Annotated in this window: 23 protein-coding genes and 1 tRNA gene; 16 read left to right on the plus strand and 8 right to left on the minus strand. The window is 64.3% G+C overall.

The genetic code is table 11. The annotated features are described in order from the left end of the window. Positions 1-565 precede the first annotated feature (565 nt). Together GTA51_RS16230 and GTA51_RS16235 are read right to left on the minus strand one after the other, a co-directional pair. Positions 566-1801 carry a molybdopterin molybdotransferase MoeA gene (locus tag GTA51_RS16230; protein ID WP_160962903.1) on the minus strand — a complete coding sequence of 412 codons (1236 nt, stop codon included), beginning with the start codon at positions 1799-1801 and terminating at the stop codon, positions 566-568. Positions 1802-1824: 23 nt separating this feature from the next. Continuing rightward, positions 1825-2799 carry a glucokinase gene (locus tag GTA51_RS16235; protein WP_160962905.1) on the minus strand — a complete coding sequence of 325 codons (975 nt, stop codon included), beginning with the start codon at positions 2797-2799 and terminating at the stop codon, positions 1825-1827. An 89-nt stretch (positions 2800-2888) separates the two neighbouring features. Between GTA51_RS16235 and GTA51_RS16240 the strand changes: the two genes are divergently transcribed. From GTA51_RS16240 to GTA51_RS16270, 8 genes are all read left to right on the plus strand, one after another. Then, the gene (locus GTA51_RS16240; RefSeq protein WP_160962906.1) at positions 2889-3515 is read left to right on the plus strand and encodes a LysE family transporter; all 627 of its coding nucleotides are present in this window, start codon (positions 2889-2891) and stop codon (positions 3513-3515) included. 86 nt (positions 3516-3601) lie between these two features. Continuing rightward, positions 3602-4489 carry a carbon-nitrogen hydrolase gene (locus GTA51_RS16245; RefSeq protein WP_160962907.1) on the plus strand — a complete coding sequence of 296 codons (888 nt, stop codon included), beginning with the start codon at positions 3602-3604 and terminating at the stop codon, positions 4487-4489. Positions 4490-4691: 202 nt separating this feature from the next. Beyond that, entirely contained in the window at positions 4692-6635 is a 1944-nt protein-coding gene (locus tag GTA51_RS16250; protein WP_160962908.1) for a molybdopterin biosynthesis protein, read from the plus strand. Between the two features lie 98 nt (positions 6636-6733). After that, on the plus strand, positions 6734-7006 hold the full coding sequence (locus tag GTA51_RS16255) for a TMEM165/GDT1 family protein (RefSeq protein ID WP_160962909.1): 273 nt from the start codon (positions 6734-6736) through the stop codon (positions 7004-7006). Positions 7007-7075: 69 nt separating this feature from the next. After that, positions 7076-7252: a hypothetical protein gene (locus tag GTA51_RS20650; RefSeq protein ID WP_170300344.1), complete on the plus strand. Its 177-nt coding sequence runs from the start codon at positions 7076-7078 to the stop codon at positions 7250-7252. 144 nt (positions 7253-7396) lie between these two features. Next, the gene (locus tag GTA51_RS16260) at positions 7397-7669 is read left to right on the plus strand and encodes a hypothetical protein (RefSeq protein ID WP_160962910.1); all 273 of its coding nucleotides are present in this window, start codon (positions 7397-7399) and stop codon (positions 7667-7669) included. Beyond that, on the plus strand, positions 7666-8223 hold the full coding sequence (locus GTA51_RS16265) for an HD domain-containing protein (RefSeq protein WP_160962911.1): 558 nt from the start codon (positions 7666-7668) through the stop codon (positions 8221-8223). Before GTA51_RS16260 ends, GTA51_RS16265 begins: the two co-directional genes overlap by 4 nt. Before the next feature lie 14 nt (positions 8224-8237). After that, positions 8238-9170 carry a DMT family transporter gene (locus GTA51_RS16270; protein ID WP_160962912.1) on the plus strand — a complete coding sequence of 311 codons (933 nt, stop codon included), beginning with the start codon at positions 8238-8240 and terminating at the stop codon, positions 9168-9170. Positions 9171-9655: 485 nt separating this feature from the next. On the opposite strand, the gene GTA51_RS16275 is transcribed toward GTA51_RS16270, so the two are convergent. The 4 genes from GTA51_RS16275 to GTA51_RS16290 form a co-directional block, all read right to left on the minus strand. Continuing rightward, on the minus strand, positions 9656-10861 hold the full coding sequence (locus GTA51_RS16275; RefSeq protein WP_160962913.1) for a lipase family protein: 1206 nt from the start codon (positions 10859-10861) through the stop codon (positions 9656-9658). Positions 10862-10934: 73 nt separating this feature from the next. Next, positions 10935-11915, minus strand: coding sequence for an EipA family protein (locus GTA51_RS16280; protein ID WP_160962914.1), 981 nt, complete (start codon positions 11913-11915; stop codon positions 10935-10937). After that, positions 11912-12997: an SGNH/GDSL hydrolase family protein gene (locus tag GTA51_RS16285; RefSeq protein ID WP_160962915.1), complete on the minus strand. Its 1086-nt coding sequence runs from the start codon at positions 12995-12997 to the stop codon at positions 11912-11914. Before GTA51_RS16285 ends, GTA51_RS16280 begins: the two co-directional genes overlap by 4 nt. 31 nt (positions 12998-13028) lie before the next feature. Beyond that, positions 13029-14147, minus strand: a complete 1119-nt coding sequence (locus GTA51_RS16290) for an AMIN domain-containing protein (protein WP_160962917.1) — start codon at positions 14145-14147, stop codon at positions 13029-13031. 153 nt (positions 14148-14300) lie between these two features. Here GTA51_RS16290 and GTA51_RS16295 point away from each other — a divergent pair, with 153 nt between their 5' ends. From GTA51_RS16295 to GTA51_RS16305, 3 genes are all read left to right on the plus strand, one after another. Continuing rightward, the gene (locus tag GTA51_RS16295; RefSeq protein WP_160962919.1) at positions 14301-14537 is read left to right on the plus strand and encodes a hypothetical protein; all 237 of its coding nucleotides are present in this window, start codon (positions 14301-14303) and stop codon (positions 14535-14537) included. A 75-nt stretch (positions 14538-14612) separates the two neighbouring features. Continuing rightward, on the plus strand, positions 14613-15158 hold the full coding sequence (locus tag GTA51_RS16300) for a hypothetical protein (protein WP_160962921.1): 546 nt from the start codon (positions 14613-14615) through the stop codon (positions 15156-15158). A gap of 241 nt (positions 15159-15399) precedes the next feature. Beyond that, complete coding sequence (locus GTA51_RS16305) at positions 15400-18288, plus strand: pentapeptide repeat-containing protein (RefSeq protein WP_160962923.1); 2889 nt, start codon at positions 15400-15402, stop codon at positions 18286-18288. A 145-nt stretch (positions 18289-18433) separates the two neighbouring features. Here GTA51_RS16305 and GTA51_RS16310 read toward each other — a convergent pair. Next, positions 18434-18510 (minus strand) — tRNA-Arg (locus GTA51_RS16310). 61 nt (positions 18511-18571) lie between these two features. On the opposite strand from GTA51_RS16310, the gene GTA51_RS16315 reads away from it, so the two are divergent. The 5 genes from GTA51_RS16315 (at position 18572) to GTA51_RS16335 (ending at position 22953) form a co-directional block, all read left to right on the plus strand. Then, entirely contained in the window at positions 18572-18913 is a 342-nt protein-coding gene (locus tag GTA51_RS16315) for an Hpt domain-containing protein (RefSeq protein ID WP_160962925.1), read from the plus strand. Between the two features lie 72 nt (positions 18914-18985). Beyond that, positions 18986-19399 carry a response regulator gene (locus GTA51_RS16320; RefSeq protein WP_160962927.1) on the plus strand — a complete coding sequence of 138 codons (414 nt, stop codon included), beginning with the start codon at positions 18986-18988 and terminating at the stop codon, positions 19397-19399. Between the two features lie 72 nt (positions 19400-19471). Beyond that, complete coding sequence (locus GTA51_RS16325; RefSeq protein WP_160962929.1) at positions 19472-20299, plus strand: hypothetical protein; 828 nt, start codon at positions 19472-19474, stop codon at positions 20297-20299. A gap of 50 nt (positions 20300-20349) precedes the next feature. Continuing rightward, positions 20350-20667: a DMT family transporter gene (locus GTA51_RS16330; RefSeq protein ID WP_160962945.1), complete on the plus strand. Its 318-nt coding sequence runs from the start codon at positions 20350-20352 to the stop codon at positions 20665-20667. 219 nt (positions 20668-20886) lie between these two features. Next, complete coding sequence (locus GTA51_RS16335) at positions 20887-22953, plus strand: methyl-accepting chemotaxis protein (protein ID WP_160962931.1); 2067 nt, start codon at positions 20887-20889, stop codon at positions 22951-22953. An 81-nt stretch (positions 22954-23034) separates the two neighbouring features. Here GTA51_RS16335 and GTA51_RS16340 read toward each other — a convergent pair whose 3' ends face one another. Further along, positions 23035-24291, minus strand: a complete 1257-nt coding sequence (locus GTA51_RS16340) for a hypothetical protein (protein ID WP_160962933.1) — start codon at positions 24289-24291, stop codon at positions 23035-23037. Positions 24292-24315: the final 24 nt, after the last annotated feature.

Here is a 24315-nt window from a genome sequence, read left to right on the forward strand (position 1 = left end):
GGGAGATGGAGAAGACCAGGCATATTCCGGGTCAGGAAGTACGCTGGCCTGTCTTTGCGTTCCCGCCTGTCTGGATGGAAAAGAGATTTCCTTGTTCGCGCACACACTTCGGTGGTCGCCGCAACGAAATCCCTAACGAAATTCCCAGATTCTTCATGGCTGCCGGCGGCTGGGAACAAGCCGTCATTTCCCCGAGCCCGCCCTTTCCAATCGATCAAGCTCCAAACAATCGGCCCCGTCTTCGGGGCCGAGGGCCGGTTGGGGGCTGCATTTTGGCCGATGAGCCAGCCGCGCCAGCGGCGGCAGCATCGGCCCAAATGCAGCCCCCATCTGCAACAATCCTCCCAACCGCTTCCCCCACTCCCGCGCCCAAGCGGGGGGTCCGGGGGGATCATCCCCCCGGCGGGTCCAGGGCAGCGCCCTGGTGGGTCCAGGGCAGCGCCCTGGCAGGGTCCGGGACAGCGTCCCGGTGGGGTCTGGGACAGCGCCCCAGCAGGGTCCGGGGCAGCGCCCCAGCAGGGTCCGGGGCAGCGCCCCAGCAGGGTCCGGGGCAGCGCCCCGGTCACTAAATAGGCCGCACGGCGACGGGGGTGTTGCCGGGCAAGCCTTCGAGGTCGGCGGGGATGGTGATGAGCCCGTCGGCCATGAGCAACGTTTTGAGCAGCCCGGATTTGCCGAGCACGGGATGGGCCAGGGGCAGCTGGCCGGGCCGTTCTTCCAGGCGCACGCGCACGTGGTCTTCGCGGCCTTGTTTGGAGGCGACGTTGCGGGAGAGCTGGGCCGGGAAGGTACGCGGCGTGTTCTCAAAGGCGGCCGGATCGCCGGCCAGATGGGCCAGCAGCGGCAGGGCGAATATCAGCAGCACGATTTGGGCCGAGGTGACCTGTCCGGGCAGGCCGATGGCTGATTTGCCGCCGAGGCTGGCCAGGATGGTCGGTTTGCCGGGACTGATGGCCACGCCGTGGGCCAGGATGTCGGCCCCGAGATTGCGCAGGGCATCGAGGGTGAAATCGCGCGCGCCAACGGAGCTGCCGCCGGACAGCAATGTCAGGTCGTAGTTGGCGGCAGCTTCGGCCAGGGCGGCCTGGATGCCGGCCAGATCGTCGGCCACCAGGGGAAAGGTGGTGGGCGCGGCCCCGGCCTGGCGCAGCATGGCGGCCAGGGTATGGCTGTTGACGTCGCGGATCTGCCCGGGTTTGGGCGTGGCCTCGGCCGGCACCAGTTCGTCGCCGGTGGAGAGCAGGGCCACGGTGGGGATTTTGCCAACCTTTAGGCTGGTGCGGCCCAGAGCGGCCAAGAGGCCAATTTCCTGGGGGCGCAGCCGCGTGCCGGCGGCCAGCACTTTCTGGCCCACGGCGGCGTCTTCGGCGGCCAGCATGACGTTGTCGCCCGGGGCCAGGGACCGGCGCATTTCAATGGCTCCTGCGCCGAGATCCTCGGTGTATTCGACCATGACCACGGCATCGGCTCCGGCCGGGAGAAACGCGCCGGTGACGATACGGGCGCAGTGGCCGGCGGGGAGCGGTTTGTCCGGGATGATGCCAATGGGGATGTCCATGGCCAGATCGAGGTAGCCGGGGTTGGAGTCTGTGGCTCCGAACACTTCGGCGGCGCGCACGGCGTAACCGTCCATGGCGGCGCGGCTGGCGGCGGGCAGGTCTTCGCCGGCCACGATGTCCTCGGCCAGAATGCGGGAGCAGGCCGTAGCCAGACCGACGGTTTCGGCCGGCAGGGCGGCAAACGTGCGCAGCAGATCGCGGAATTCGGCCGTGGACACGGCCCGGAAAAAGCCTTCGCGCATGGTGGTATTGATCCTTGGGGCGGTTAGGGGACGAGCAGATTTCGGGCGATAACGGCCGCACCGAAAAGGCCCACGTTTTCTTCGCGCACCAGCCGCACCGGGATGTCCGCCAAAAACGGCGCATAGGTGGGCGAGGCGTAAAACTCCCGGGCAAATTCCGGGTGGTTGACGAGCACGGGATTTTTCGCAGCCACGCCGCCGCTGAGGTACACGCCGCCGGCTGCCAGCACGGTCAGAGCGTAGTCGCGCACCGCCCGGCCGTAGAAGCGGGCAAAAAGGGCCGTGGTCGGGCTGTCAGCGGTGAGTTGCCGGCCGATCTGGGCTGGCGCGAGGTCGTCGCCGGTCAAAAACCGGTGCAGATGGGCCAGGCCCGAGCCGGAAAGAACGGAATCGGCGCGCACATACTCTTCGCCCGTGGCCCGGGCCAGGAACTCGGCAAAGGCCGATTCCTCGGGTCCGAAAAAGGGCGCGGCGGTTTGGCCTGCTTCCGAGGCCAGGGCCAAGACGGTGCCGTCGGCCAGGGGGACCAGGGTGGCATGGCCAAGGCCGGTGCCGGCACCGATGACGGCCTGGATTTTGGCCGGATCGAACCGGCCGGGCAAAACGATTGCGGCGGACTCGGCCAGGAGCCGGCAGCCGTGGGCCTGGGCCAGGAAATCGTTGACGCAGGCGGTGCGGCCAAGGCCGTGTTGCTGCTCCAGTTCATCAAGGTCCAGCGTCCAGTCGATATTGGCAAAGCGCACCGTGCGCCCGACCACGGCACCGGGCACGGCAAAGGCGGCGGCGGCGGCCTCGTCAAGGGGCAGATCAAACCCGGCCTGCGGCAGGGCGGCCAGCAGCTCGGCAAAGGAGTCGGCGGCCTGGGTGGACAGTTGGACATGGCGCAACAGGGTGAGGCTGCAGTCCGGGGCCAGGGTGAAATGTCCGAACCGGCTGCTCGTGCCGCCGATGTCGGCAGCCAGAATATGGCGTAGCACTGGCGGGGTCGCCTGGGGCATGGCCGACTCCTTGAAAGCGGGAGAAGTTTGGGGCACGTATCTGTTCGCGTCGGCGGCGAGTGTGCCGGGGCGCGCAAGGAAACGCAAGCATGACCGATACCGTATCCGTGGCCCTGGCCGGGGCGAGCCTGGGACTTTCCGCCGGATTTTCCCCGGGACCGCTTTTATCCCTGGTGTTGTCCCAGACCCTGGCCCACGGGCCGCGCGAAGGCGTCAAGGTGGCGCTGGCTCCGCTGCTCACCGACGCGCCCATCATCCTGGCCGTCTGGCTGGTGCTGTCGCGCTTAACGGCCATGCCGACGGTTATGGGTGGTGTGGCCCTGGCCGGGGCAGCGCTGTTATGCCGCTACGGCTGGGACTGTTTCAAGGCTCCGTCGCCGGACGCCGGCAACCCGGATCTGGCCCCGCGCTCGGTGTTGCGCGGCGTGGCCGCCAATTTCGCCAATCCGCATCCCTACCTGTTCTGGGCCACCGTCGGCGTGCCGTTTTTGCTGGAAACTGCCACGGCCGGGGCCGTGCCGGTGATCGTTTTTCTGGCGGTGTTTTTTGCGAGCATCATCGGGGCCAAGGTGGCGGCCGCCCTGGTGGCCGGTCGATTCCGACGGTTTCTGTCCAGCCGCGCCTATCGGCTGCTCATGGCCGGACTTGGGCTGTCGCTTTTTTATTTCGCCTTCTGCTTCGCCCGGCAAGGGCTGGTTCTGCTCCGGGGGGCCTGATCGGGCGTTGTCCTTTGCCGGGTTCATCCGTATCATGCCGTCCGGCGTGACCGTGCGCCGCGTCCTATCCCAGACAAGGAGAACCCATGGCCGCGCCCTTCACCATTGGCCTTATACAGATGGCCCCGGAAAAAACCGTGGCCGCGTCGCTTGAAAAAGCCGCCGGCCGCATCGAAGCCGCTGCCAAGGCCGGTGCCAACGTGGTCTGCCTGCCCGAGCTTTTTGCCACGCCGTATTTCTGCCGCACCCAGGACCACGACGCCTTCGATCTGGCCGAACCCATCCCCGGCCCCACCACCAACGCCATGGCCCAAGCAGCCAAGGCGGCCGGCGTGGTGGTCGTGGCCCCGCTTTTCGAGCGGCGCGGCCCGGGCTGCTATCAAAATTCCCTGGCCATGCTCGGCCCGGACGGGGACCACCTCGGCGTCTATCGCAAAATGCACATCCCCCACGATCCGGGCTTTGAAGAGAAATTCTACTTCGCCCCGGGCGACCTGGGCTTTAAGACTTTTGCCACGCCCTTTGGCCCCATCGGCACGCTGATCTGCTGGGACCAGTGGTTCCCGGAAGCGGCCCGGGCCACGGCGCTCTTGGGCGCGTCGGTCATCTTCTATCCCACGGCCATCGGCTGGCATCCGTCCGAAAAGGCCGAATACGGCGAACGCCAACGCGATTCCTGGATCACCATCCAGCGCAGCCACGCCATCGCCAACGGGCTGTACGTGGCCGCCGTCAACCGCGTGGGCACCGAAGGGTCAGGCGCAGGCTACGGCGAAACCCTGGAATTCTGGGGCTCGTCGTTTGTGGCCGATCCCTCGGGCCAGATCGTGGTCCAGGCCGGCATCACCGCCGAAGATATCCTTTTGGCTGAAGTAAATCCCCAGACCATCGAAACCACCCGCCGCCACTGGCCCTTCCTGCGCGACCGCCGCATCGACGCCTACGGTGGGTTAAGTAGGTTGTACGGGGAGTAAGAAAGAAGAGAATCGGGGCTCTGCCCCGAGCCCCGCCGGGGGGGTCACCCCCCCGGACCCCCGAAAGGGGATAAGGGGAATTGCGTATGCCACCCCCGTTGAAAAAGTTTTTGGGGAAAGAGGGGGGTGTGGGGGGAGGAAACCCCTTTTTCCAAAAAGGGGTTTCCTCCCCCCACATTCTCCCGCCTTTCTGGAGGTTGCCATGAGACGCAATATTTATCTGCGCACGATTCCTATTGAGGAGGCGTTGGCGCGGGTTGTGGCCAAGCTGGATCGCAAGGCGCTGGTTGGGGTCGAGCGCATCGAGGCGGCGCGTGCGGCCGGGCGCATCACGGCCGAGCCGGTCATGGCCCGGTATTCTTCGCCCACCTACCACAGTGCGGCCATGGACGGCATTGCCGTGCGCGCGGCCGAGACCTTTGCCGCCCGGGAGGGGTCGCCGGTGCGTCTGGCCCAGGGCGAAGGCTTTGTCTTCGTCAACACCGGCCATCCCATGCCCGCGACGTACGACGCTGTTATCATGATTGAAAATGTGGTCATGGACGGCGAGACAGCCACCATTGAGGCTCCGGTGGCTCCGTTTGCCCATGTGCGGCGCATTGGCGAGGACATTGTGGCCACGGAGATGATCCTGCCCCGGCATCGGCGCATTTCCCCCTACGACGTGGGGGCGCTGCTCTCCTGCGGTGCCTACGAGGTGGCGGTCTACGAGCGTATTCGCATCCGGGTGATCCCCACTGGCGACGAGGTCATGGATTTTACGGCCCGCCCAGCCCCGGGGCCGGGACAGGTGGTGGAGAGCAATTCCATGCTGCTCTGCGCCCTGGCTGATGAATGGGGTTTTGCCTGCCATCGCGTGCCGCCCGTGTCCGACGATCCCGAGGCTCTGGCCCGGGCCGTTGCGGAAGGGCTGGCTTCGGACGCGCATATTGTGGTGACGGTGGCCGGGTCATCGGCCGGCAGCAAGGATTTCGCCCGGGCCACCATGGAGCGGGTGGGCGAGGTGCTGGTGCATGGTGTGGCGGCCATGCCGGGCAAGCCGTCGCTTTTGGGGGTTGCCACCGACGGCAAGTTGCTTGTCGGCGCGCCGGGCTATCCGGTCAGCGCGGTGGTGTGTTTCGAGCGGCTGCTCTATCCCCTGGCCTGCTGGCTGACGCGGTGCGAACCGCGTCGTCGCCAGACCGTGATGGCAAGTCTCGCCCGCAGCGTGCCGTCGCGCATCGGCATGGTGGATTTCGTGCGGCTGGCCGTGGGCCAGGTGGGTTCGCGTTATGTGGCTTTGCCGCTCTCGCGCGGGGCCGGCAGCATTTCCACCATGACCAAGGCCCAGGCCGTGACCCAGCTTCCGGCCGAGGCCGAGGGCATGGAAGCCGGGGCCGTGGTGTCGGCCGAGTTGCTGGTGGACGCCGGCGAACTGGAACGCACGCTGGTGTGCGTGGGCAGCCACGACAATACCCTCGACATCCTGGCCGATCTGCTCATGCGCCGTTTGCCGTCCATTCGGTTGGCGTCGAGTCATGTGGGCAGCATGGGCGGGCTTATTGCCCTGCGCAACGATTCGGCCATGATCGCCGGGGCGCATCTGTTTGATCCGGCCAGCCGCGATTACAATTTCCCGTTTCTCACCAAGTACCTGTCCGGCCTTGACGTCACGGTCATCAATCTGGCCATCCGGCAGCAGGGGCTGATCGTGGCCCCGGGCAATCCGCTGGGCATCACCGGGATGGCCGCTCTGGCCGATGGCACGGTGCGGTATTTAAACCGCCAGCGCGGGGCCGGCACCCGGATTCTCTTCGACTACCACCTGGAGCAGGCCGGCATCGAGCCTGCCAGGGTATCGGGCTATGACCGCGAAGAGCATACCCACATGGCTGTGGCCATAAACATCCGCACCGGCGCCGCCGACTGCGGTCTGGGCGTCTATGCTGCGGCCAAGGCCCTGGACCTGGATTTCGTGCCGCTGGCCCAGGAACGCTATGATCTGGTGATTCCCACAGCCTATCTGGATGATGTGAAGATCAAGGCGGTGCTGGAAGTGGTCGGCAGCGAGGACTTTAAGACCCGGGTGCGCGACCTGGGCGGCTACGAGACCGCGTGGACTGGCCAGGTGATGCAGCCGGGCATGGGCTTGCCGGACGGGGAGTAAACCCGGGCGAAGATTTCATTATTTGGCTGTCCGGGGCGCGTTGGCGGCCCCGGATTGCCCACCCTGGCACGGCTGGGCCGTGCCCCAAAGAGGACTGCATGGACTGGAAACTGTTGGCTACCACCTTTGCCACGATTTTCGTGGCTGAACTTGGCGACAAGACGCAACTCGCCTGTATTCTCACCGCCGCCGACTCCAGGAATCCCTGGGTGGTCTTTGCCGGAGCGTCCCTGGCTCTTGTCGCCACGTCGCTTCTGGGCGTTATTTTTGCGCAGTTCATCTGCAATTTCGTCTCGCCCGACATCATCAAGAAAGTGGCCGCCGTGGCCTTTGTGATTATGGGCGTGCTTATCTACTTCGACAAGCTCTAGGAGCGCCCCATCATGACCGAGCCGGACCGCCTGAGCTTTGATCTGCGCGACAAATGCTGAGGCCTGGGCATGGAGATAGGTTGGTATCTCCGTCTGTCCCGGGCGCGCGAGCTGGAATTTCTGGTCGGCCCCAAAACCCGGCCGGTGCTGGAGGATCAGCAGGCCACGGTGTCGGGCTGGCGGCTTGTGGTCACGCAGGAGACGGATTTCCTGCGCGCCGTTTTCACCCGGGAGTCTGCCCGGTAGCGTAAGGCCTGTCCCGCAACCGGCGCGCCCCCACTGCACTGGCGCGCGCTTTCTTTGCCGCCCGCCCGCCTTTGCCCCCCGGCCCGCAGCGTGCTATGGCGGGTCCATCACATCCGGCGGCAGCCGCGCCGCGCAGGAGGTTCCATGGTTCCAGAATGGGTCAGACACGACGACAGCACCCACTACATCAATCTCGGCAAAGCGCTGCTCGTGACGGTTATCCACGAGAAAATGGGCGCTCCGGGCTGGAAAATCACCGTGGGCAAACGCTCGCTCAAGGACAAAATCCCCAACATCGAGGACGCCAAACGCGTGGCTTTGGCCTTTGCCCAGCGCGTGCTCAAGGACATCGTCGTCGATCTTGACGTCCTCGCCCCGCCACCCCCGCCGCCTGCCGCCCCCAAGGAGCCGTCATGATCGACCGCGACGCCGCCCTGGCGCTCATCAAAGCCCAGAATCCCAACCCGGGCCTTATCGCCCACGGCCGTCAGACCGAGGCCGTCATGCGTGCCCTGGCCGAGCGGTTGGGCCATGATCCCGAGTTGTGGGGCCTCACCGGCCTGTTGCATGATCTGGACTACCCGGCTACGGCTGCGCAGCCCGAGCGGCATGGACTGGCCCTGCGCGAATTGTTGCCGCCGGACGCCCTGCCGGCCGAGGCCTTGCAGGCCATCGCCGCCCACAATGACGAACACACCGGCCACGCCCCGGCCACGCCCTTTGATTTCGCCCTGCGCGCCGCCGAATCCGTCACCGGCATCATCAGCGCCGCCGCCCTGGTGCGGCCGGACAAGATGCAGGGGATGGCCGCCAAGAGCCTCAAGAAAAAAATGAAGGACAAGGCCTTTGCCGCCAACGTGCGCCGGGCCAACATCCTTGAGTGCGACAAGGCCGGGCTGCCCCTGGACGAATTTTTGACCCTGGCCATTGCCGCCATCACCGGCGTGGCCGCCGAAACCGGCTTGGCCTAGCCACGCCCTTCCCCATGGCCCGGACCATTTTGCTCGGCGCGTTGGCAGCGCTTTTTTTCAGCTCGACCTTTATTCTCAACCGGGCCATGAGCCTGGAAGGCGGCCATTGGGTCTGGTCGGCCTGCCTGCGCTACGCCTTCATGCTGCCCATTTTGCTGCTGTGGACCGTAGCCACTGGCGGTCCCAAGGCCGTGGTCGAGGCGCTGCGCCTTTTTGGGCGCAATCCGCTCTTTTGGACCCTGGCCGGCTCAGTGGGGTTCGGCGTTTTTTACGCCGGGGTCACCCTGGCCGCCGCCTATACCCCGGGCTGGGTCACCGCCACCACCTGGCAGGCCACCATCCTGGCCAGCCCGCTGGTGTTGGCCTTCCTTGGCCGCCGCGTTCCCACCAACGGCCTCATCTTTACCGCCGCCATCTTCGCCGGCATCGTCCTGGTCAACTACGAACAGGCCCAGCACGCCGCTGCGGTCGGCAGCCTCTGGGGTGTTGCGGCCGTCCTGGTGGCCGCCGTGGCCTATCCGCTGGGCAACCAGATGGTCTGGGAAGCCCGGCATGGCGGCAAGGGCCGCATCCCGCGCCTCGAGGCCTCCAGCCTCGACGCCGGCCGGACCCCGACCCTGCTCCTGACCATCGGCTCCATCCCCTTCTGGCTCATTCTCCTGGCCGCCACCCAGCCGCCGCCGCCCAGCGCCGGGCAGGTGACCCAGACCGCCCTGGTGGCGCTTTTCTCCGGCGTCATCGCCACGACGCTGTTCCTGCGCGCCCGCAGCCGGGCCAAAAACGCCTACGAACTGGCCGCCACCGACGCCACCCAGGCCCTGGAGGTCGTTTTCTGTCTCCTGGGCGAAACGCTGCTCCTGGCCGCGCCCTGGCCCGGCCTCCTGGGTCTGGCCGGCATCGCCCTGGCCGTGTGCGGTCTGGTGCTCTACGTCTGCCGACAGGTGTAATCGTGGAGCACGGTCCGTCGCGGCAAGGCTCCAGGCGCTTTGCCACGGCGGGGAGCAACGCGTGGTCAGATCTCAGAACGCAAAAAGAAAGGCCCCGGCTGTACAAGCCGGGGCCAGTAATGTTGCGCTGTAAAAATGACTCATGGGTTATTGCGGCGGCCTCGACTCAGAGTGTAGAGCTTGTGTTTACCACACATGGAGTTTGCCAGGATTGTATTTATATCTGGCCTGCAAGTGCTCTACTGCGAGGGGTACTGTCCGACGTTTGATTCGCCCAATGGCATCGCCTCCGTTGAAGTTGCTAACAACCTTCATAAGGGACACGCCTAAGATATAGGTCCGGTCTGTAACGGTGTCTAGTGCTTTTTTCCGCAGTGGCTCCGGATAAATCGCAGTGATTGCAGCTAGCTTCAAAAAAGATCAATAATTACAACGGAAAATTTGTTGCATTTTCTGCCAACGCACTGCTTTTACCGAACGCCGCACTAGCGGGCGTTAATACTGTCGAACCAGTCCTTCTGATCCAGAACGCCAAACAAAAACGTGCCGCGATGGTCGGCCTTATCCCCGGCGTAGACGGCCTCGGCCGGGGCTCCGGCAACCGTTTGGGTATACTCCACCGGCAGCGTGGCCACATACGGGGGCATGACTTCGTCGATCTTGCCGTAATAATAGCGGCTGGGCGTGGCCGAGCGCCAGCGGTAGGCCGCATTGTCCTGGAGCACCCGATAGAAGCGGCTGTCCCCCATGGAGCTTTGGGCGGCAAATTCCGGTCGCAGCAGTTCCTTGACGGTCCCGGGCAGCGTTTTGGAGGCTTGCGTCCAGTCGATCGTATTCGTGTAGAGATCGTTGGCTGTGGGCCAGTAGGCCTCTTGGATGGCCGCCTGGCTTAAGCCCGGCAGATCGTAGTAGTGCGCATAGGAAAAGAGAAACAGCAGCGGCGTGCCCGGCAGCCAGGAGGCGTCCAGGGAGGTGGGGTTATTGAGCCAGCGGGTCAGCAGCAAATAGAGGTCGCACGGGGTGCTGGCCGTGGCTGCGGCCGCAACCGGGATGGCCAGCTCTTCGAGCTTGTGGCGAAACTGCATGGTGGCCCAGGCACCCTGGGACCAGCCGCTGAGAAAGAGATTTTGCTGGGTCAGCCCAAGCGCGGTGCTGACCTCGCGGGAGGCGTAGAGCATGTCCAGGCAGGCTTGCGCCGTGACGTCCTTGACCATGTAGCTGTCCGGCTCCGGGGAGTCGCCTTTGCCGACATAGTCCGCGCCGATGACGAGATAGCCCTGCCCGGCGAACCGGGCGATCATGAGCCGCGTTTCCATGGACTCTTCAGGATGCGAGGGCACGGCCGTTTTCGTAAACACGGTGCCGTGCTGGTAGGAAACGACCGGCAGGTTTTTGTGCGCCACCTGCGGCACGGCGATAAGCCCCGAAGCCGTGGTCGGCGTGTTCCCCCGTTCCGGGATCACGGTCTGATACCGCACCTTGTACAGGCTGACGGCGTTTTTCGCCGGCGGGTAGCTGATGGCAAAGGGACTGAACTCCGCCAGTTCCTTGGTCAGGATCGTATTGAGCCGCTCGACGCTGTAATCGCCGATGTGCTCGTAGCGGGTTGTGGGTTGCACCGGGGCAAGGGGCGCGGCCTGGGCGGTAAGCGGCAGGACGCTGAGGAACAGGGCCAGGGCAAGACGTCTCATGGGTGGTCCTCGGTCTTTGCAGTGCATGGTTTGGGCCTGTTGCCAAGCCCCAACGCCGTTTAAGCGAGCGCGTCTAGAACGGATTCACTTCCTGATCGCGGGTATAGACCTGGTAGCCGAGGGCGGCCCCCAGGCGCAGGCCCACGCCCACACGGATGGGGGCCAGGGTGATATCGCCCGAGCGTTGGTAGTTCATGCCGAACCCGCCCAGGATATAGGCGCTGCCGTCCACGCCGGGGAAGCGCTGAAAGATCTGCTCGGGCTTGGTCATGCCATAGACCAGGGTGAACACCTTGCCGGCGTTGACGCCGAGATCAAAGCCCAGGGACGGGCTTTGCCAGTAGATGGGCAGGGGCGGATAGCCCTTTAAGTGCAGCGAGCCCGTGCCGTAGCGAAAGCCCACCAGCAGCGCCCCGCCGCCTTCGTTGCCCTTGATAAAGCCCGTGGGCTGGCCGAGGTCGCGAAAGGCCCGGGCCACCAGTTCGGCCAGACCACGCGAACCGCCCTCGAAATAGCCCATGACTTCGCGGTTGACCTCGTCGCGGTTGTAGGGACCGGGCTTGGCCGGCATCGGGGGGGTTGGGGGCGGCGGCGTGCCGATGGGCTGGCCGTTGATCATGGTGCCACCGCCAGGAGCCGGTGGCGGCGGCTGATACCCGGCCGGGGGCGGTGGCGTTCCGTAAGCCGGCGGCGGTTGCGAGCCGGCCGGTGGTGGCGTTCCGTAAGCCGGGGGCGGTGGTTGATTTCCGCCCGGGGGTGGCGAGGGCTGATAGCCGGCCGGCGGTGGGGCTTGGTTCCCGGCCGGCGGCGGTTGCGAGCCGGCCGGCGGCGGTGCTGCGTATTGGGAACCGGCCGGCGGTGCCGACTGGGGGGCCTGGGGTGCAGGCTCGACGCCCAGGCCGGTGGGGGCCGGCGGCGTTTGCTGCGGTGCCGGGGCGGCCTTGGCCGGGGTATCGGCCAGCGAGCGTTCCTTCAGGACCTGGGCCGGGCAAGGAGTGCCGGCGGCAAGGACGTACCAGCCGGCCAGGACGGTTATGGCGACGAGACGTTTCATGGCTGACCTCCGGGGGCGGGCGGGATGTTGCAGGGGAGCCGGTCGCGGATGTGGGGCAACATGGCGGCCACGATGCCTTCGCGCCCGGCGTCGGTGTTGTGGACGCCGTCAGCGGTGTAGGCCGGTGCCGTGCGGGTCGACAGAGCGTTGCGCAGATTGATAAAATAGGGTTTGCCGGCCAAGGCCTTTTCCAGAGCGGCGTAGACGGTCATGAAGTTGCCGCGCACATGGGGAAACGTTTTGCGGCCGAGGATGGTTTCGTGCTCGCTGCCAGCCACAGTCGTATCAGCGACAGGATCGGTTTCAACCCAGTAAAGCGGTTGCAGGAAAAGCAGGAATTTTGCTCCGTAGCTGGCGCTGAGGCGCTCGGCGAAATCGTAGCGGGCCACGGCCTGCTGGATAAAGGCCGCCAGTTCCGGGGAGTTGGCGTCCAGCGGGGAGGCGGTGTAGAGGAATTTTTGCAACAACTCCCTGGTAAATGAAGAGAAATAAGCGGCATTGAGCGGTTTTAAGAGACCGACACCGGATTTATAATAGCTTTCTATAACGCCCTGGGCGCGCTCCTTGCCCTCGTGGGCGTAAGGATCTTTTTGCACGGCAAAGTAGTTGGCGTCGTTGGCTCCGTCGTAAAATACCACGAGATTGGGCTTGATGATAAATTCCAGGAACTGCTTTTGAAGATACTTGATCTCCAACAGGGAATTAAATGAATTAACGCCAAAGTTGAAGCAGTTAAATACGCACGGCTTGTCCCGCCCGTTGAGTTCCTTGGCCACCATACTCGGGATGGAGCGCTCATAAGGCGCGGAACTGGCCCGCATGGTGGAACCGCCAAAAAACCAAATCGTGCGCGAGAATTCCGGATAGTAGGGGATCACTTCGCAGTTGGCCGTGGGCCAGACGCCGTTTTCCATGAGAAACAGCGTGTACGGATCATACACGGCCTTGGGGCCTTCGCGCAGGTTCCCGTAGATGATCCAGTTGCTGGTGGTAATAACGGCAAACGACAGCACTTCCACCGCCAACACGGCGATGATACACCATTTGACCGTCTTTCCGGCCAAAAAGAAAAAACGCTTCACAATGGCAACCCTCGGAGCCTGGGGCAATGTCTCATTTGGGGATCTTCAGGGCCACGCCCTCGGGGACGCGTTCGACTGTCGGCGCACCGCGCAACTTGGCCGGGGCGTCCGGGGCCATGTCCAGGACCACTCTGAACTTGTCGGCATGCTTGCCCACCCGAATCTGGCGGATAAACGGATCGCCGGTGGCACTGGACAGCGGGCCGTTGTAGTTCCAGGAGCCGGCGATATCGAGGACCAGTCGCGGCGGATCGGTATAAAACATCCGCTCGAAGCTGGCCGGGGGCTTGTTGGTCTGGATAACAAGCACGTATTCGCCGGGCCGTTCTTCGGCCACAACCCGGATGACGTTGCCGGAAGTGGCGGTGGCCTTGGTCGCAGGCTTGGCCTCGGGCTTGGCCTCGGGCTTGGCGGCGGCGGGGGCAAGGGGTTTGGCTGGTTCGGCCTTGGCCGTCGCGGCGGTTTTGGCCGCCTTGGCACCAGACTTGGGATCGGACTTGGTTTCCGGCTTGGCCGGGGGAGCGGGGGGGGTAGCGGCTGTCACGGCCTCGCCACCCGGAGCCGGGGCAGCCTGGGGTTCGGGCAGGGCAGCGGCATCCACGGCCAGCGGCCCGGCAGCGGGGGCGGGGGCTTTGGCGTCGGCCTTGCTGTCAGCTTTGCCGTCGGGCTTGGCCTCGGCCTTAGCATCGGGCTTGGCCTCAGTTTTGGCGTCGGGCTTTGGCTGGCCGGACTTGCCGGCAGCGCCTTTGCCGCCCTGGGGCGCATCATTGGCCAGTTCCTCAAACATCTTTTCCAGGCTTTCATCGCCGGCCACCGTGGGCAGGGCTGTTTTGCCGGCCGGTGCTGCGGCCGGGGGCGGGGTGGCCACCGGGGACGCCGCGGCCGGGGCGGTGTCCGGCATCGGGGCCGGTATCGGGGCCGAAGCCGGCGTCGGTGTGGTCACGGCGGCCGGCGGTGCGGTCAGGGGCAGCGCCCCGGCCGGTGCGGGTGCTGTGTCAGCGCTTGGAGCCGGCGGAATCTCGGCCGTGGGGACACTGGAACCCCTGGAAAACAATTGCGGCTTTTTGAGCACGGCCAAGCCCAGCACCACCGTGACGGCCAGCCCGACGGCACCTGCTATGATCATCTTATCACCGCGAGTCAGTGGCATGCCTTTCCCCCTGTTGCGCCGCAGGCAAGCGCGGCGCACTATCGGGCCGGACGCTACCCGAGCTTGCCGATTCCCTCAAGGGGGAAGCAGCCGGGGAGGCCGCGTTGACAAGGGAGCGCTTTCCGTATTTCGTGGGCAAAACGGGGGGAACGAATGCAGAGCAAGGTTCGTTCGGTGCGGGTGCCGCCGGAAATCGAGACCATCGACCTGTCCGGGCTGATCAAAGAATGCGCCCGGCATCTGCGCGATCTGGAGTCTGCCTCGCTGCTCAAATCCCAGGGCAATCCCGAGGCGGCCGAGGCCTTGCTGCGGGCGCGCCAGGCCGACCTGGGCCGCCGGGTGGGCCGGCTTGTCTGGGAAGCCGGCAAACGCGCCCAACAAAAACAATGATCCCGTCCCGGCGGCCGCGTGCCGGTGCTGCGGGCAACCAATTCTGCCAAGCCAACCGTTTTCTGGAGAATATGCATGAACCGTCTTTTTGCCATCCTGCTCCTGGGCTGCCTCGCTGCGTCTGTGCCTGCCGCCGGGAGCGCCTGGGCCGGGGTCACCCTGGAGGGCGACGCCTGCCGGAAGGTCTTTGACAATCCCAAAGTGGAGACCATCGCCTGCCAGACCGGCTTTCGCCTGGATGCGGCCACGCGCGGCCAACTGGCCAACACGTCCTTCGGCATGGTTTCCGATCTGACCTGCTCAGCGGTCGTAAGCGCCCGGCGTTCGGAAGTGATCGCCAAGGTGGCGGCCCGGGGTGATGTGACCCTGCCGCCCCAGGAAGTGCGTTGCCGGCTCATTTCCGGCGGCGAACCGATCCCGGTGACCTTTCATCTGGCCCCGGTGGTGCGCCTGGACCCGGCCGGCAAGGCTGTGGACGCGCGCCTGGGCATCCGCGACCTGACCGGCATCCCCGAGCCGCTGGCCACGGCCGTGGCCGAATTTCTCAACAACGATACATCGTTGCGCCGCAATCTGGTGGCCGCTGCCAATGCAATCATCCCCAACCTGCCCAAGCGGTAGCGGGGAGTATTTCGCACCAGGGGCGCACCGGTTCGCCGGTTTGTTGGAGGCCGTCATTGAGGGGCGCGACAAAACGAGGATAACCAAGACGGCCTTTCTGGCAACAGGAAGGCCGCTTGCGTTTGCTTGTATTTCCGAACTTCATAGCCTAAAGAATATCGCCAAGCAAAAGCGCTGCGAAGGCCCGGATCGAATGCCGAAGGTGGCTGGACAATTCCACGCGCGCAACTGGAGAGTGGGCATGATTAACAGAGGTACGTTGGAAGTTTCGGACCCCGCTTCCGTGCAGCGCAAAACTATCACATTTGACCGAAAGAAGTTCGCTACTGCTCTCGCCAAGGCAGTGCTAAACGGTATCCCTGTTGGATTCAGTATGGCTGCTGGACAGCCCAATCCAGCCGCCTTGGCTAAAATGGGTGAGAATATTGTAGATCTCGTGGCTTCGTTTGGCTTGAAAACAACGCCAGATCGGTTGGCAAGCAAGCTCATCTTTACTGCGGCAAGTCAAGCCGCTTTTGAGTTGGTACGGGAGGCAGTGCGAGAGGAAAGCAAGGGGGATACCCAGCCCACTATGGCCGCATTAAATGCGACACTGACGCAGTCCGAGCCTGAAGCCCTTGTCACCATGCTGGAACAGCGATTGACTGCTGAGCCACTTGAAATCGACAGACATTTTTTCAAAGACCCTGCCAAGCCGCTCCCTATTGCTGCCATTGCTGAGGTCCTTGCCTATTGGCTTGATAACCTGGGGCTGACTCGGCCTCAAACCCAAGCGATCGCCAACCGCTTTGAACGCTATTTTGTCTATGCTGTTTATGATGAATGGAAATCTAAAGCCAATGATTACGCCCCATTACTTCAGGGCCTGGAGACGCCATTCGACGAAGCCTTGGCCTGGGAGCGTTACTGGGCGCATCTACGCCGGCAAGTGCAACTGCCGATGATGGCCGAACCTTTTGGGTTGGACGCGGTCTACGTTCCATTGCGGGCCTACTTTGTCACTAAGACGTGCCCGGATGGGGAGTGCGAGCAAGCAAGGGACATTTTCCGTCGCGGCTTGGACGACAAAAAGAGCATAGCTACCCAGCATATAGTAAAACTGCATCGGGCCGTGCACGATTGGCTGGGCAAGAATGACAAAGACGATGCCATTCGGCTTATCTGCGGCGGACCCGGCAGCGGTAAATCGTCTTTCGTCAAGATGCTTGCAGCGGATCTCGCCGGGAACGAGCAACGTCTTCTTTTTGTGCCCTTGGCACAGAAAGACCCAAGCAAGGATCTCAAGCAGATGATAGGGGAATTTTTGCAGGGAAGCGGCCTGCTCCCGTTCAATCCGATGGAAGAACGCGACAAACCGCTTCTGCTCATCCTGGACGGGTTGGACGAATTGAGCATGCAGGGGCGAAGTGGGGCAGAAGCAGCCAAGCAGTTGCTGGATGAAGTGAGAAGCGCTGTCGGCATCGCCAACTATGACACGCTGTGCGTACGGTGCCTGATAACCGGCCGTGATCTGGCCGTCCAGGCCGTGGAGCAGGCATTGCACCTTGAAACGACTTCTTTGCATCTCCTGCCGTACTGGATTGACGGAAAGAAGGAGACGCCCAATCCGAGTGATCCTGAAAATCTGCTTGAAGAGGACCAGCGCAGCGATTGGTGGCGCAAGTACGGCCAAGCCAGCGGCCATGGCTTCGACAGCGTGCCCAAGCCGTTCCTGCATGCTCGTCTTCGGGAAATGAGTGGACAGCCGCTGCTCAACTATCTGCTGGCTGTAATCTATACCCAGAACCCCAAGGCGATCACAGAGGCCAGCCGGGCTCCCATCTACAACCGGCTCTTGAGCGGCGTTTATGATCGTGATTACAATAAAGCGCATTTCCCCCTGGGAGCATTGAAGTCAGAAGAATTTTCCTTCGTTCTGGAAAAGATCGCTGTGGCCATCTGGCATGGCGACGGGCGTACGGCCAGTCTGGGCGAAATCAAGGCCCACTGTCACGGCTCCCAAGCAGAACCGTTGTTGGAACGCGTCCTGGCCGGGGTGGACAAGGGACTCATGCGCCTCTTGACGGCGTTTTATTTTCGTCAGGCCATGCAGCGAGGTGAAAGCGAGACGTTTGAATTCACCCACAAGAGCTTTGGCGAATACCTGACGGCCCGGCATATCGTGGCAATCCTGGCCGAACTGTACGAAGAATCCCGACGCAGTGCGAACAGCATGCGGTCAACCTGGAGCCTGGAAACAGCCTTGCAGGATTGGCTCACCCTGTGTGCCCCTCAGCCCATGGATGAGTACCTGTACAGCTTTATCTATGAGTTGGTTGCCGAGGAGCCCTTGGGGGCTGTCAGACAGTGGCAACAGCTCTGTGCCCGGCTCATAGGCATTGTCCTGGACCAGGGCATGCCTATGGGACCGCGTCCCGAAGGCTTGTCTTTCAAGGCCCAGTGCCAACAGGCGCGCAATGCTGAAGCCGCTCTCCTGGCCGTGCACTGCGCCTGCGCCAGTCGGACCGGGACCATCTCTGCGATAGTGTGGCCCACGCCGAAGAGCCTTCGGGAATGGCTGTCTTGGCTGGAGCCTGCCGCCGGCCCAACCCTGGCCCGTAAGGGATTGGCACATTTGGAACTAAAGCAACAGGAGTTGGCAGGGGTTAATCTTCATTCAGCAAACCTCAAGGAGGTGGACCTCATGGAGGCGAACCTCATGGGGGCGAACCTCATGGGGGCGAACCTCATGGGGGCGAACCTTGAGGGGGCGAACCTCGTGAGTGCGGACCTCTGGCGGGCGAATCTCATGGGGGCGGTCCTCGGGGAGGCGAACCTCAAGGGGGCGAGCTTCGCGAGTGCGGACCTTGAGGGGGCGAACCTTGAGCGGGCGAACCTCAAGGGGGCAAACTTCGCGAGGGCGTACCTCACGGGTGCATACCTCATGGGGGCACGCATCGGAAGCACAGTCGTCAGCAATGAATTGTTTATACAGGCAGAATTTGACGATCCAGCTCTGAGAGAAGCCCTCCGTGCCAATGTGGACATCAGCCAGCTCGAAGCCTACCGAATAGGGGAACCGGACGACGACGAAGCCGACGCCTTGGCGAGGCTAATCGAGGAAGCCAGGGCCACACAGAAAAAGAACTAGGCTTTCACCCCGGCGCTTGCCGGGAGAAGGCGCTTTTCATATTTCTTTCGCGTGGTTTTGAGCTTCTGTGTGGGGGATACCGCTGGGGAAGAAAGCAGGTGGAAGACAGCGTAGCTTCAAAAAACATATAACATACTGATTTTACTGGTGCGCCCGGAGCGATTCGAACGCCCGACCGTCGGATTCGAAGTCCGATGCTCTATCCAGCTGAGCCACGGGCGCACGGGCGGAAACTAAAGGCCTGCCGCGTCGCCGTCAAGCGAACTCTGAACCGGAGACGGCTATGCCCCAATGTCCTGACCAGTCGCGCCTGGTGGCCCACGTCAGTCAGACACTTGAGCCCATCTTTGCCCAGTTCCTCGCGCTCCAGAGCCGCCAGCGCCACAACCTGGGCCAGGCCATCGCCGCCGGCGACGCCCAAACCGCCCACCGGCTCGCCCACAGCCTCAAAGGTGCGACGGCCACCTACGAACTGCCGGCCGCCGCTGCCATCGCCCGCGAGATCGAAACGGCCGTCCTCCAAAACGACATGCCCCTGGCCGCCAGCCATCTCAAAACGCTGGCCGCCTATTTTGACACCCTTGCTGTCGTGTTTATCGCAGCACCCGCCTTGCCTCCCGAGTGAAAACGCCGTACGCTTTTTAACCAGCACGGCCCCAGGCCTTGCCTTGCAACCCGACAACCCCGGAGCCGGCTGATGCGCTTTCTGATCGTGGACGACGATGAAAGCATCATTCTCTTCTTGCGAACCCTGCTGTCCGCCTATGCCGAATGTCTCACGGTCGGCAGCGGCCCGGAAGCCATCCTGGCCTTCGAGGCCGCCCTGGAAGAGAATCGCCCTTTCACCGCCGTTTTCATGGATATCCTGCTGCCCGGCATCGATGGCAACGAAGTGGTCCAGGCCCTGCGCCGCATGGAAGAAAACCACGCCCACACCATCGAACCCTTCAAACTCCTCATGATCTCCGTGCTCACCGACACCCGGAACGTCAGCGAATCCTTCTTCCACGGCCGGGCCGACGCCTATCTGCCCAAACCCCTGCGTCGCGAAACCCTGCTCGCCAAACTGACCTCCCTCGGTCTCATAAACGACCCGCTCCTGGCCCACTAACTCTCGCGGCCCCCTTTCGCGGGACACCCGCGTCTCTTGCCCGGCCGATGCAGCTGGGCTAGGCTGGACCGCATGAAACGCGCCCTGGCCACCCTGGTGGTTGGCGAACCCTGCCGCCAACGCTTTGCCACCCACGCCGCAGAAAGCTTTCGTGCCTATGCCAAAGCCCACGGGCTGTCCCTGGTCGTTTTGGACCGGCTCATCGACGATTCCGAACTGGGCCGCAGCCGCAGTCCGGCCTGGCAAAAATGCCTGCTTTTTAAGAATCCCAGGCTGCGCGCCTGCGATCAGGTCTTGTGGCTCGACGCCGACATCGTCATCCGTCCCAACGCCCCCAACATCTTTGACACCGTGCCGCCGGGCATTTTAGGGGCCGTGGAGCAGTTTTCCAGCCCCACCCCCGAGGCCTACGCGAGCGCCCAGGCCAAAACCCGACGCTATCTGGCCGGACAGGGTCTCGCCAGCCCGGAAGATGCCACGCCGCAGGCTTTTTACCGCCATTACGGGTTTGCGGACGGCCCGGACGCGGTGGTCCAGACCGGGGTGATGGTCCTGGCCCCCGAGGTCCACGGACCGGCCATGGCCGCGGCCTACGCCGAGGAACGCCGGCCGGACAGCCGGGACATGCTCTATGAAATGCGGCCCCTGTCCTACCATCTGCTGCGCGCGGGGCCGGTGCGCTGGCTCGATCCCCGCTTCAACGCCCTGTGGGCCACGACCCTCATTCTCCACTACCCTTTTTTGATGGAACCGGCCTTTTTGGCCGCCTACCGGGACCGGCCCGAACTGCTGGCCCGGCTCAAGGCCGCCTGCCTGGGCACGGCAGCCGACGAGGCCCATTTTCTGCATTTTGCCGGAGTCGGCGAAGACATGCGGTATCTGTTGCCGGCCAGGGCATAGACACTCCAATCCGATCGCGGCACTGGCGCTCCCCGGAGGGAATCATGGGTATGGCGTGGATTTTTCTCGTCGTGGCCGGACTGTTCGAAGTCGGCTGGCCGGTTGGCCTCAAGCTGGCCCAGACGCCCGGCCGGGGCCTTGTCGGCACCATCCTGGCCGTGGTCTGCATGGCGGCCAGCGGCGTGTTGTTGTATCTGGCCCAGCGCGAAATCCCCATGGGCACGGCCTATGCCGTCTGGACCGGTATCGGCGCAGCCGGGGCCTTTCTCGTAGGACTGACGCTTTACGGTGACCCGGCCAGCCTGCCCCGCCTCCTCGGAGTCGGGCTGATCGTGGCCGGCGTGGTCACACTCAAACTGTCACACTAGCCTCGGGTCCACGCAATCCGCCTGCCGCAATGCTGGAGGCACCAGGGCTGCTCTTGGCAAGCGAGAACCATTTTGGACAATTATTGACCAACTGACTTTCTAATGCTATATTAGTTAGCCTGAGGCTCTTTTGTAGACTCTGCACGCTTTATGCTTCGAAAAACAACAAGCTGCGTCCGTAGCTATAAATAATACGACCACACCTAATGGAGCCCTTTCATGCGTATTGGAATAACAGCCAAAATCATCGTTTTAATCATTTCATCTGTTATAATTTCCTGTCTAAGCATCCTCTTCGCTGGCCGGTTTGCCTTTGAAGCCGGTTTTTCCAAAGAGTATGACGAGAGTATCAAGGCTTTTTACAATGTCGGCACAGACGGCATCGCCCGCCTGCACACCCAGTACGGGCAACTGGCCCGAGGGCAGGCGGTGCGGCCCAACGTTATAAACGGCCTGGCCGGAGCTGACAAAGCCCTGCTTGCCCGTCTCGGCCATGATCTTGTCGGCGTCGGACAGGCCGGATTCGTCATATTTACCGACGCCGCCGGTACAGTGCTGGCAACTGCCGGCGAGATTTCCGACCTCGAGCCGGTGGTTCGGGCCAGAGCGGCGGACACGGCCGCCGGTCGGGAGAGCGAAGGTTTTGCCGCTGTCCCCGGCAATCGATTGCCGCTTCTTGCCAGTGCGCCGGTGCGAAAAGACGGCCAGATCGTTGGCAGCGTGCTGGTCGGTGCCGATCTGGCCGCCAAAGATACGCTGGTGGACAGCTTTAAAACCATGCTGGGAGCCGAAGCGACGCTGTTTTCGGGAGCGATCCGGGTCTCCTCCACCATCCGCAGCGGCGCGTCCCGGGTTATCGGCACCAGCATCACCGACCAGGAAATCCTCGCCTCGGTCCTTGGCCAGGGCAAGACGGTCATCAAAAACATCACGCTTTTTGAAAAGCCTTACATCGCCGCCTACTGGCCGCTTTTGGACGCTGCCGGCAAGCCCATGGGTATTGCCTTTATCGGCAAGGATAAAAACATGTTGACGGCGGCCCTTGCAGCGGTCAACCGCAACGCCGCCTTGTGCGCCCTGGGCACCGTCCTGCTCCTTGGGCTGCTCGGCTATCTGGCCTCCAAGGCCTTTACCCGCCCCATCCTGGCCCTGGCCGCCTATTCCGGGGCCGTGGCTGCCGGCCGCCTCTCGGAGAAGCTCAGCGTGGCCAGCCGCGACGAGGTGGGCGATCTGGCCGACTCCCTGCGCCGCATGGTGGCCACCTTGATTGAAAAGATCACCGAGGCCGTGGCCGCCACGGAAAGTGCCAGGCAGGAGTCCGAGCGGGCCACCGTGGCCATGGAGGCGGCGGAAGAAGCCAAGCGCCAGGGCGAAACGGCCCGGCGCGACGGCATCCTGGACGCCGTCACGCGACTTGGCTCGGTGGTGACCGGGATCAATGAGGCGGCGGGTTCCCTGCGCGCCCAGATCGAGCAGTCGCAAAACGGCTCGGAAATCCAGTCGCGCCGGGTGGCCGAAACAGCCACGGCCATGGAAGAGATGAACGCCACGGTCCTGGAAGTGGCGCAAAACGCCTCCCAGGCCGCCGTCACGTCCGACGAAGCCAAGGGCCGGGCCGAGCGCGGGGCCGCCATAGTCGCCGAGGCCGTGGCCCGCATCGACGCGGTGCGCGAGCAGGCGTTGACCCTCAAAACCGGCATGGGGGCGCTCGGCGAGCAGGCCACCGGCATCGGGGCCATCATCGGGGTCATCAACGACATTGCCGACCAGACCAATCTGCTGGCGCTCAACGCTGCCATCGAGGCGGCCCGGGCCGGCGAAGCCGGGCGCGGCTTTGCCGTGGTGGCCGACGAGGTGCGCAAGCTCGCCGAAAAAACCATGACCGCCACCCGCGAGGTCAGCGCAGCCATCCACGGCATCCAGCAAAACACCAAGGTCAATATCGGCCATGTAGAGATGGCCGTGACCGGCATTGCCGAGGCCACCGCCAAGTCCCGGGAATCCGGCGAATCCCTGGGCGAGATCGTGGGTATGGTGGATTCAGCCTCGGATCAGGTCCGGGCCATTGCCACGGCCACGGAAGAGCAGTCCTCGGCCACCGAAGAGATCAGCCGGTCCATTGAGGAAATAAACGGCATCTCAGCGGAAACCAGCCGCTCCATGAACGAGGCCGCCCGGGCCGTGGCCGATCTGGACGCCGAAGCCGCCGCCTTGCAGGAACTCATCCACACCATGGAACGCGAAGCCAGCGACACGGCCGGCGGCCCCAAGGCCCTTGGCCGATAGGATGGCCCGCGCGGCCGGGAGGGCACCCGGTGGGGATTCCAAGGGGGGGCAGCCCCTTTGGCCGCCAAAGGCCTTTTCAGCTCAGGCAAGCAGGCGCAGCAGCAGGCCGTCGAGGCGCTGGGCCAGTTCGCCGCACAGCCCGCCGCCGCCCGGGGACGCGCCGAACAGTTCGCGCCGCTCGGCCGCCAGATTCGGCTCGGTCCCGGCCCGGCGTTCCACCAGCGACAGGGTGATTTCCAGGCGCTGGGCCGGGAAAAAGGTTTCCAGCCGCCGGGCGAAGGCCGCCAGCCGGGTGGAAAACTCCGGGCCGGCCTCGCGCCAGTAGGCCAACCCCGCTTCGGTGGGGGGCAGCGCCGCCGCCCCGGCCAGCATGGCGGCCAGATTGGACAGGGAAAAGCCGGGCATGCCCGGCCGCCAGCCCAGTAGCCAGGGATTGCGCTGCACCAACAGTCGGGATTCAAGCCCGGCGGCGATGACCGAATCAAGGTCGCGCCGGGCGGCGCCCAGATGCGGGTCGGCGAACTGTTCGGGTTCGCCGGCCGGTTCCCAGGCCGGCACTGCCGTGGCTGATGGTTCGCTGTCCGGGGCGAAAAGCCGCAGCAGATGGGCCAGCCAGGCATTGGCCCGGGGCGAAGCCGGCGTTTCCAGGTGGGCGTGCGACAGGACGTAGCGCCCCTGGCCGAAGCGGCCGGCAATGACGCAGGCCCCGCCGCTTAAAAAATCCGGGGTAAGGGTGACGCCGAAGCGTTCCTGGCAGGCGGTGAGCAGCGTCTCCGGCATGGCCCCCAGGGCGATGTCGGCCAGCATGAGATCGGCCCCGGCCCCGGCGTAGGACGCCACCACGGCAACCGGGGGTTCCACCCCGTCCCCATGGGGCGGCGGCACAAACCCGGCCGGCCACCATACCGGCGCTTCCATATCCCGGGGCGCATCAGCCGGCGCATAAGGTGAGTCGGCCGCCAGGGCCAGGCGCACATGGCCGCTGACCAGATGCTCCAGGCGGTCGGCAAAGGGCCGCCGGGTCCAGGGGCACAGCCCCAGCCCGTCGCTGTGGGTGAGCGCCAGCCCGGACCCGCCGCACACGCCGAAATAGGCCCCGCCACCGGCCACGTAGGCCCGCACGGCCGCCACGCCGGCCGGGCCCAGGGCGGCAAATTTGCGCCGGGCAAAGCCGCCCGGCACCAAAAGCGCCGGCGGGGCAAGACCGGCCAGGGCGCCGGCGGCCACGGCGGCGCAGGTCACCGGGACAAAGGGAACGCCAAGGGCGGCCAGCCCCCGGCACAGGAGCAGCCCCCACAGGTGGGAATGATCCCACAACACGGCAAATGACGCGGCCATGCCCATTTCCTACAGCCATGACCG

This window comes from Solidesulfovibrio aerotolerans, assembly GCF_009856865.1.
Classification (GTDB): Bacteria; Desulfobacterota; Desulfovibrionia; order Desulfovibrionales; family Desulfovibrionaceae; genus Solidesulfovibrio; species Solidesulfovibrio aerotolerans.

Coding starts and splice junctions, on each gene's coding strand:
- GTA51_RS16230 (WP_160962903.1), bottom strand. CDS start 1,801: ATGCGCGAAGGCTTTTTCCGGGCCGTGTCCACGGCCGAATTCCGCGAT.
- GTA51_RS16235 (WP_160962905.1), bottom strand. CDS start 2,799: ATGCCCCAGGCGACCCCGCCAGTGCTACGCCATATTCTGGCTGCCGAC.
- GTA51_RS16240 (WP_160962906.1), top strand. CDS start 2,889: ATGACCGATACCGTATCCGTGGCCCTGGCCGGGGCGAGCCTGGGACTT.
- GTA51_RS16245 (WP_160962907.1), top strand. CDS start 3,602: ATGGCCGCGCCCTTCACCATTGGCCTTATACAGATGGCCCCGGAAAAA.
- GTA51_RS16250 (WP_160962908.1), top strand. CDS start 4,692: ATGAGACGCAATATTTATCTGCGCACGATTCCTATTGAGGAGGCGTTG.
- GTA51_RS16255 (WP_160962909.1), top strand. CDS start 6,734: ATGGACTGGAAACTGTTGGCTACCACCTTTGCCACGATTTTCGTGGCT.
- GTA51_RS20650 (WP_170300344.1), top strand. CDS start 7,076: ATGGAGATAGGTTGGTATCTCCGTCTGTCCCGGGCGCGCGAGCTGGAA.
- GTA51_RS16260 (WP_160962910.1), top strand. CDS start 7,397: ATGGTTCCAGAATGGGTCAGACACGACGACAGCACCCACTACATCAAT.
- GTA51_RS16265 (WP_160962911.1), top strand. CDS start 7,666: ATGATCGACCGCGACGCCGCCCTGGCGCTCATCAAAGCCCAGAATCCC.
- GTA51_RS16270 (WP_160962912.1), top strand. CDS start 8,238: ATGGCCCGGACCATTTTGCTCGGCGCGTTGGCAGCGCTTTTTTTCAGC.
- GTA51_RS16275 (WP_160962913.1), bottom strand. CDS start 10,861: ATGAGACGTCTTGCCCTGGCCCTGTTCCTCAGCGTCCTGCCGCTTACC.
- GTA51_RS16280 (WP_160962914.1), bottom strand. CDS start 11,915: ATGAAACGTCTCGTCGCCATAACCGTCCTGGCCGGCTGGTACGTCCTT.
- GTA51_RS16290 (WP_160962917.1), bottom strand. CDS start 14,147: ATGCCACTGACTCGCGGTGATAAGATGATCATAGCAGGTGCCGTCGGG.
- GTA51_RS16295 (WP_160962919.1), top strand. CDS start 14,301: ATGCAGAGCAAGGTTCGTTCGGTGCGGGTGCCGCCGGAAATCGAGACC.
- GTA51_RS16300 (WP_160962921.1), top strand. CDS start 14,613: ATGAACCGTCTTTTTGCCATCCTGCTCCTGGGCTGCCTCGCTGCGTCT.
- GTA51_RS16305 (WP_160962923.1), top strand. CDS start 15,400: ATGATTAACAGAGGTACGTTGGAAGTTTCGGACCCCGCTTCCGTGCAG.
- GTA51_RS16315 (WP_160962925.1), top strand. CDS start 18,572: ATGCCCCAATGTCCTGACCAGTCGCGCCTGGTGGCCCACGTCAGTCAG.
- GTA51_RS16320 (WP_160962927.1), top strand. CDS start 18,986: ATGCGCTTTCTGATCGTGGACGACGATGAAAGCATCATTCTCTTCTTG.
- GTA51_RS16325 (WP_160962929.1), top strand. CDS start 19,472: ATGAAACGCGCCCTGGCCACCCTGGTGGTTGGCGAACCCTGCCGCCAA.
- GTA51_RS16330 (WP_160962945.1), top strand. CDS start 20,350: ATGGCGTGGATTTTTCTCGTCGTGGCCGGACTGTTCGAAGTCGGCTGG.
- GTA51_RS16335 (WP_160962931.1), top strand. CDS start 20,887: ATGCGTATTGGAATAACAGCCAAAATCATCGTTTTAATCATTTCATCT.
- GTA51_RS16340 (WP_160962933.1), bottom strand. CDS start 24,291: ATGGCCGCGTCATTTGCCGTGTTGTGGGATCATTCCCACCTGTGGGGG.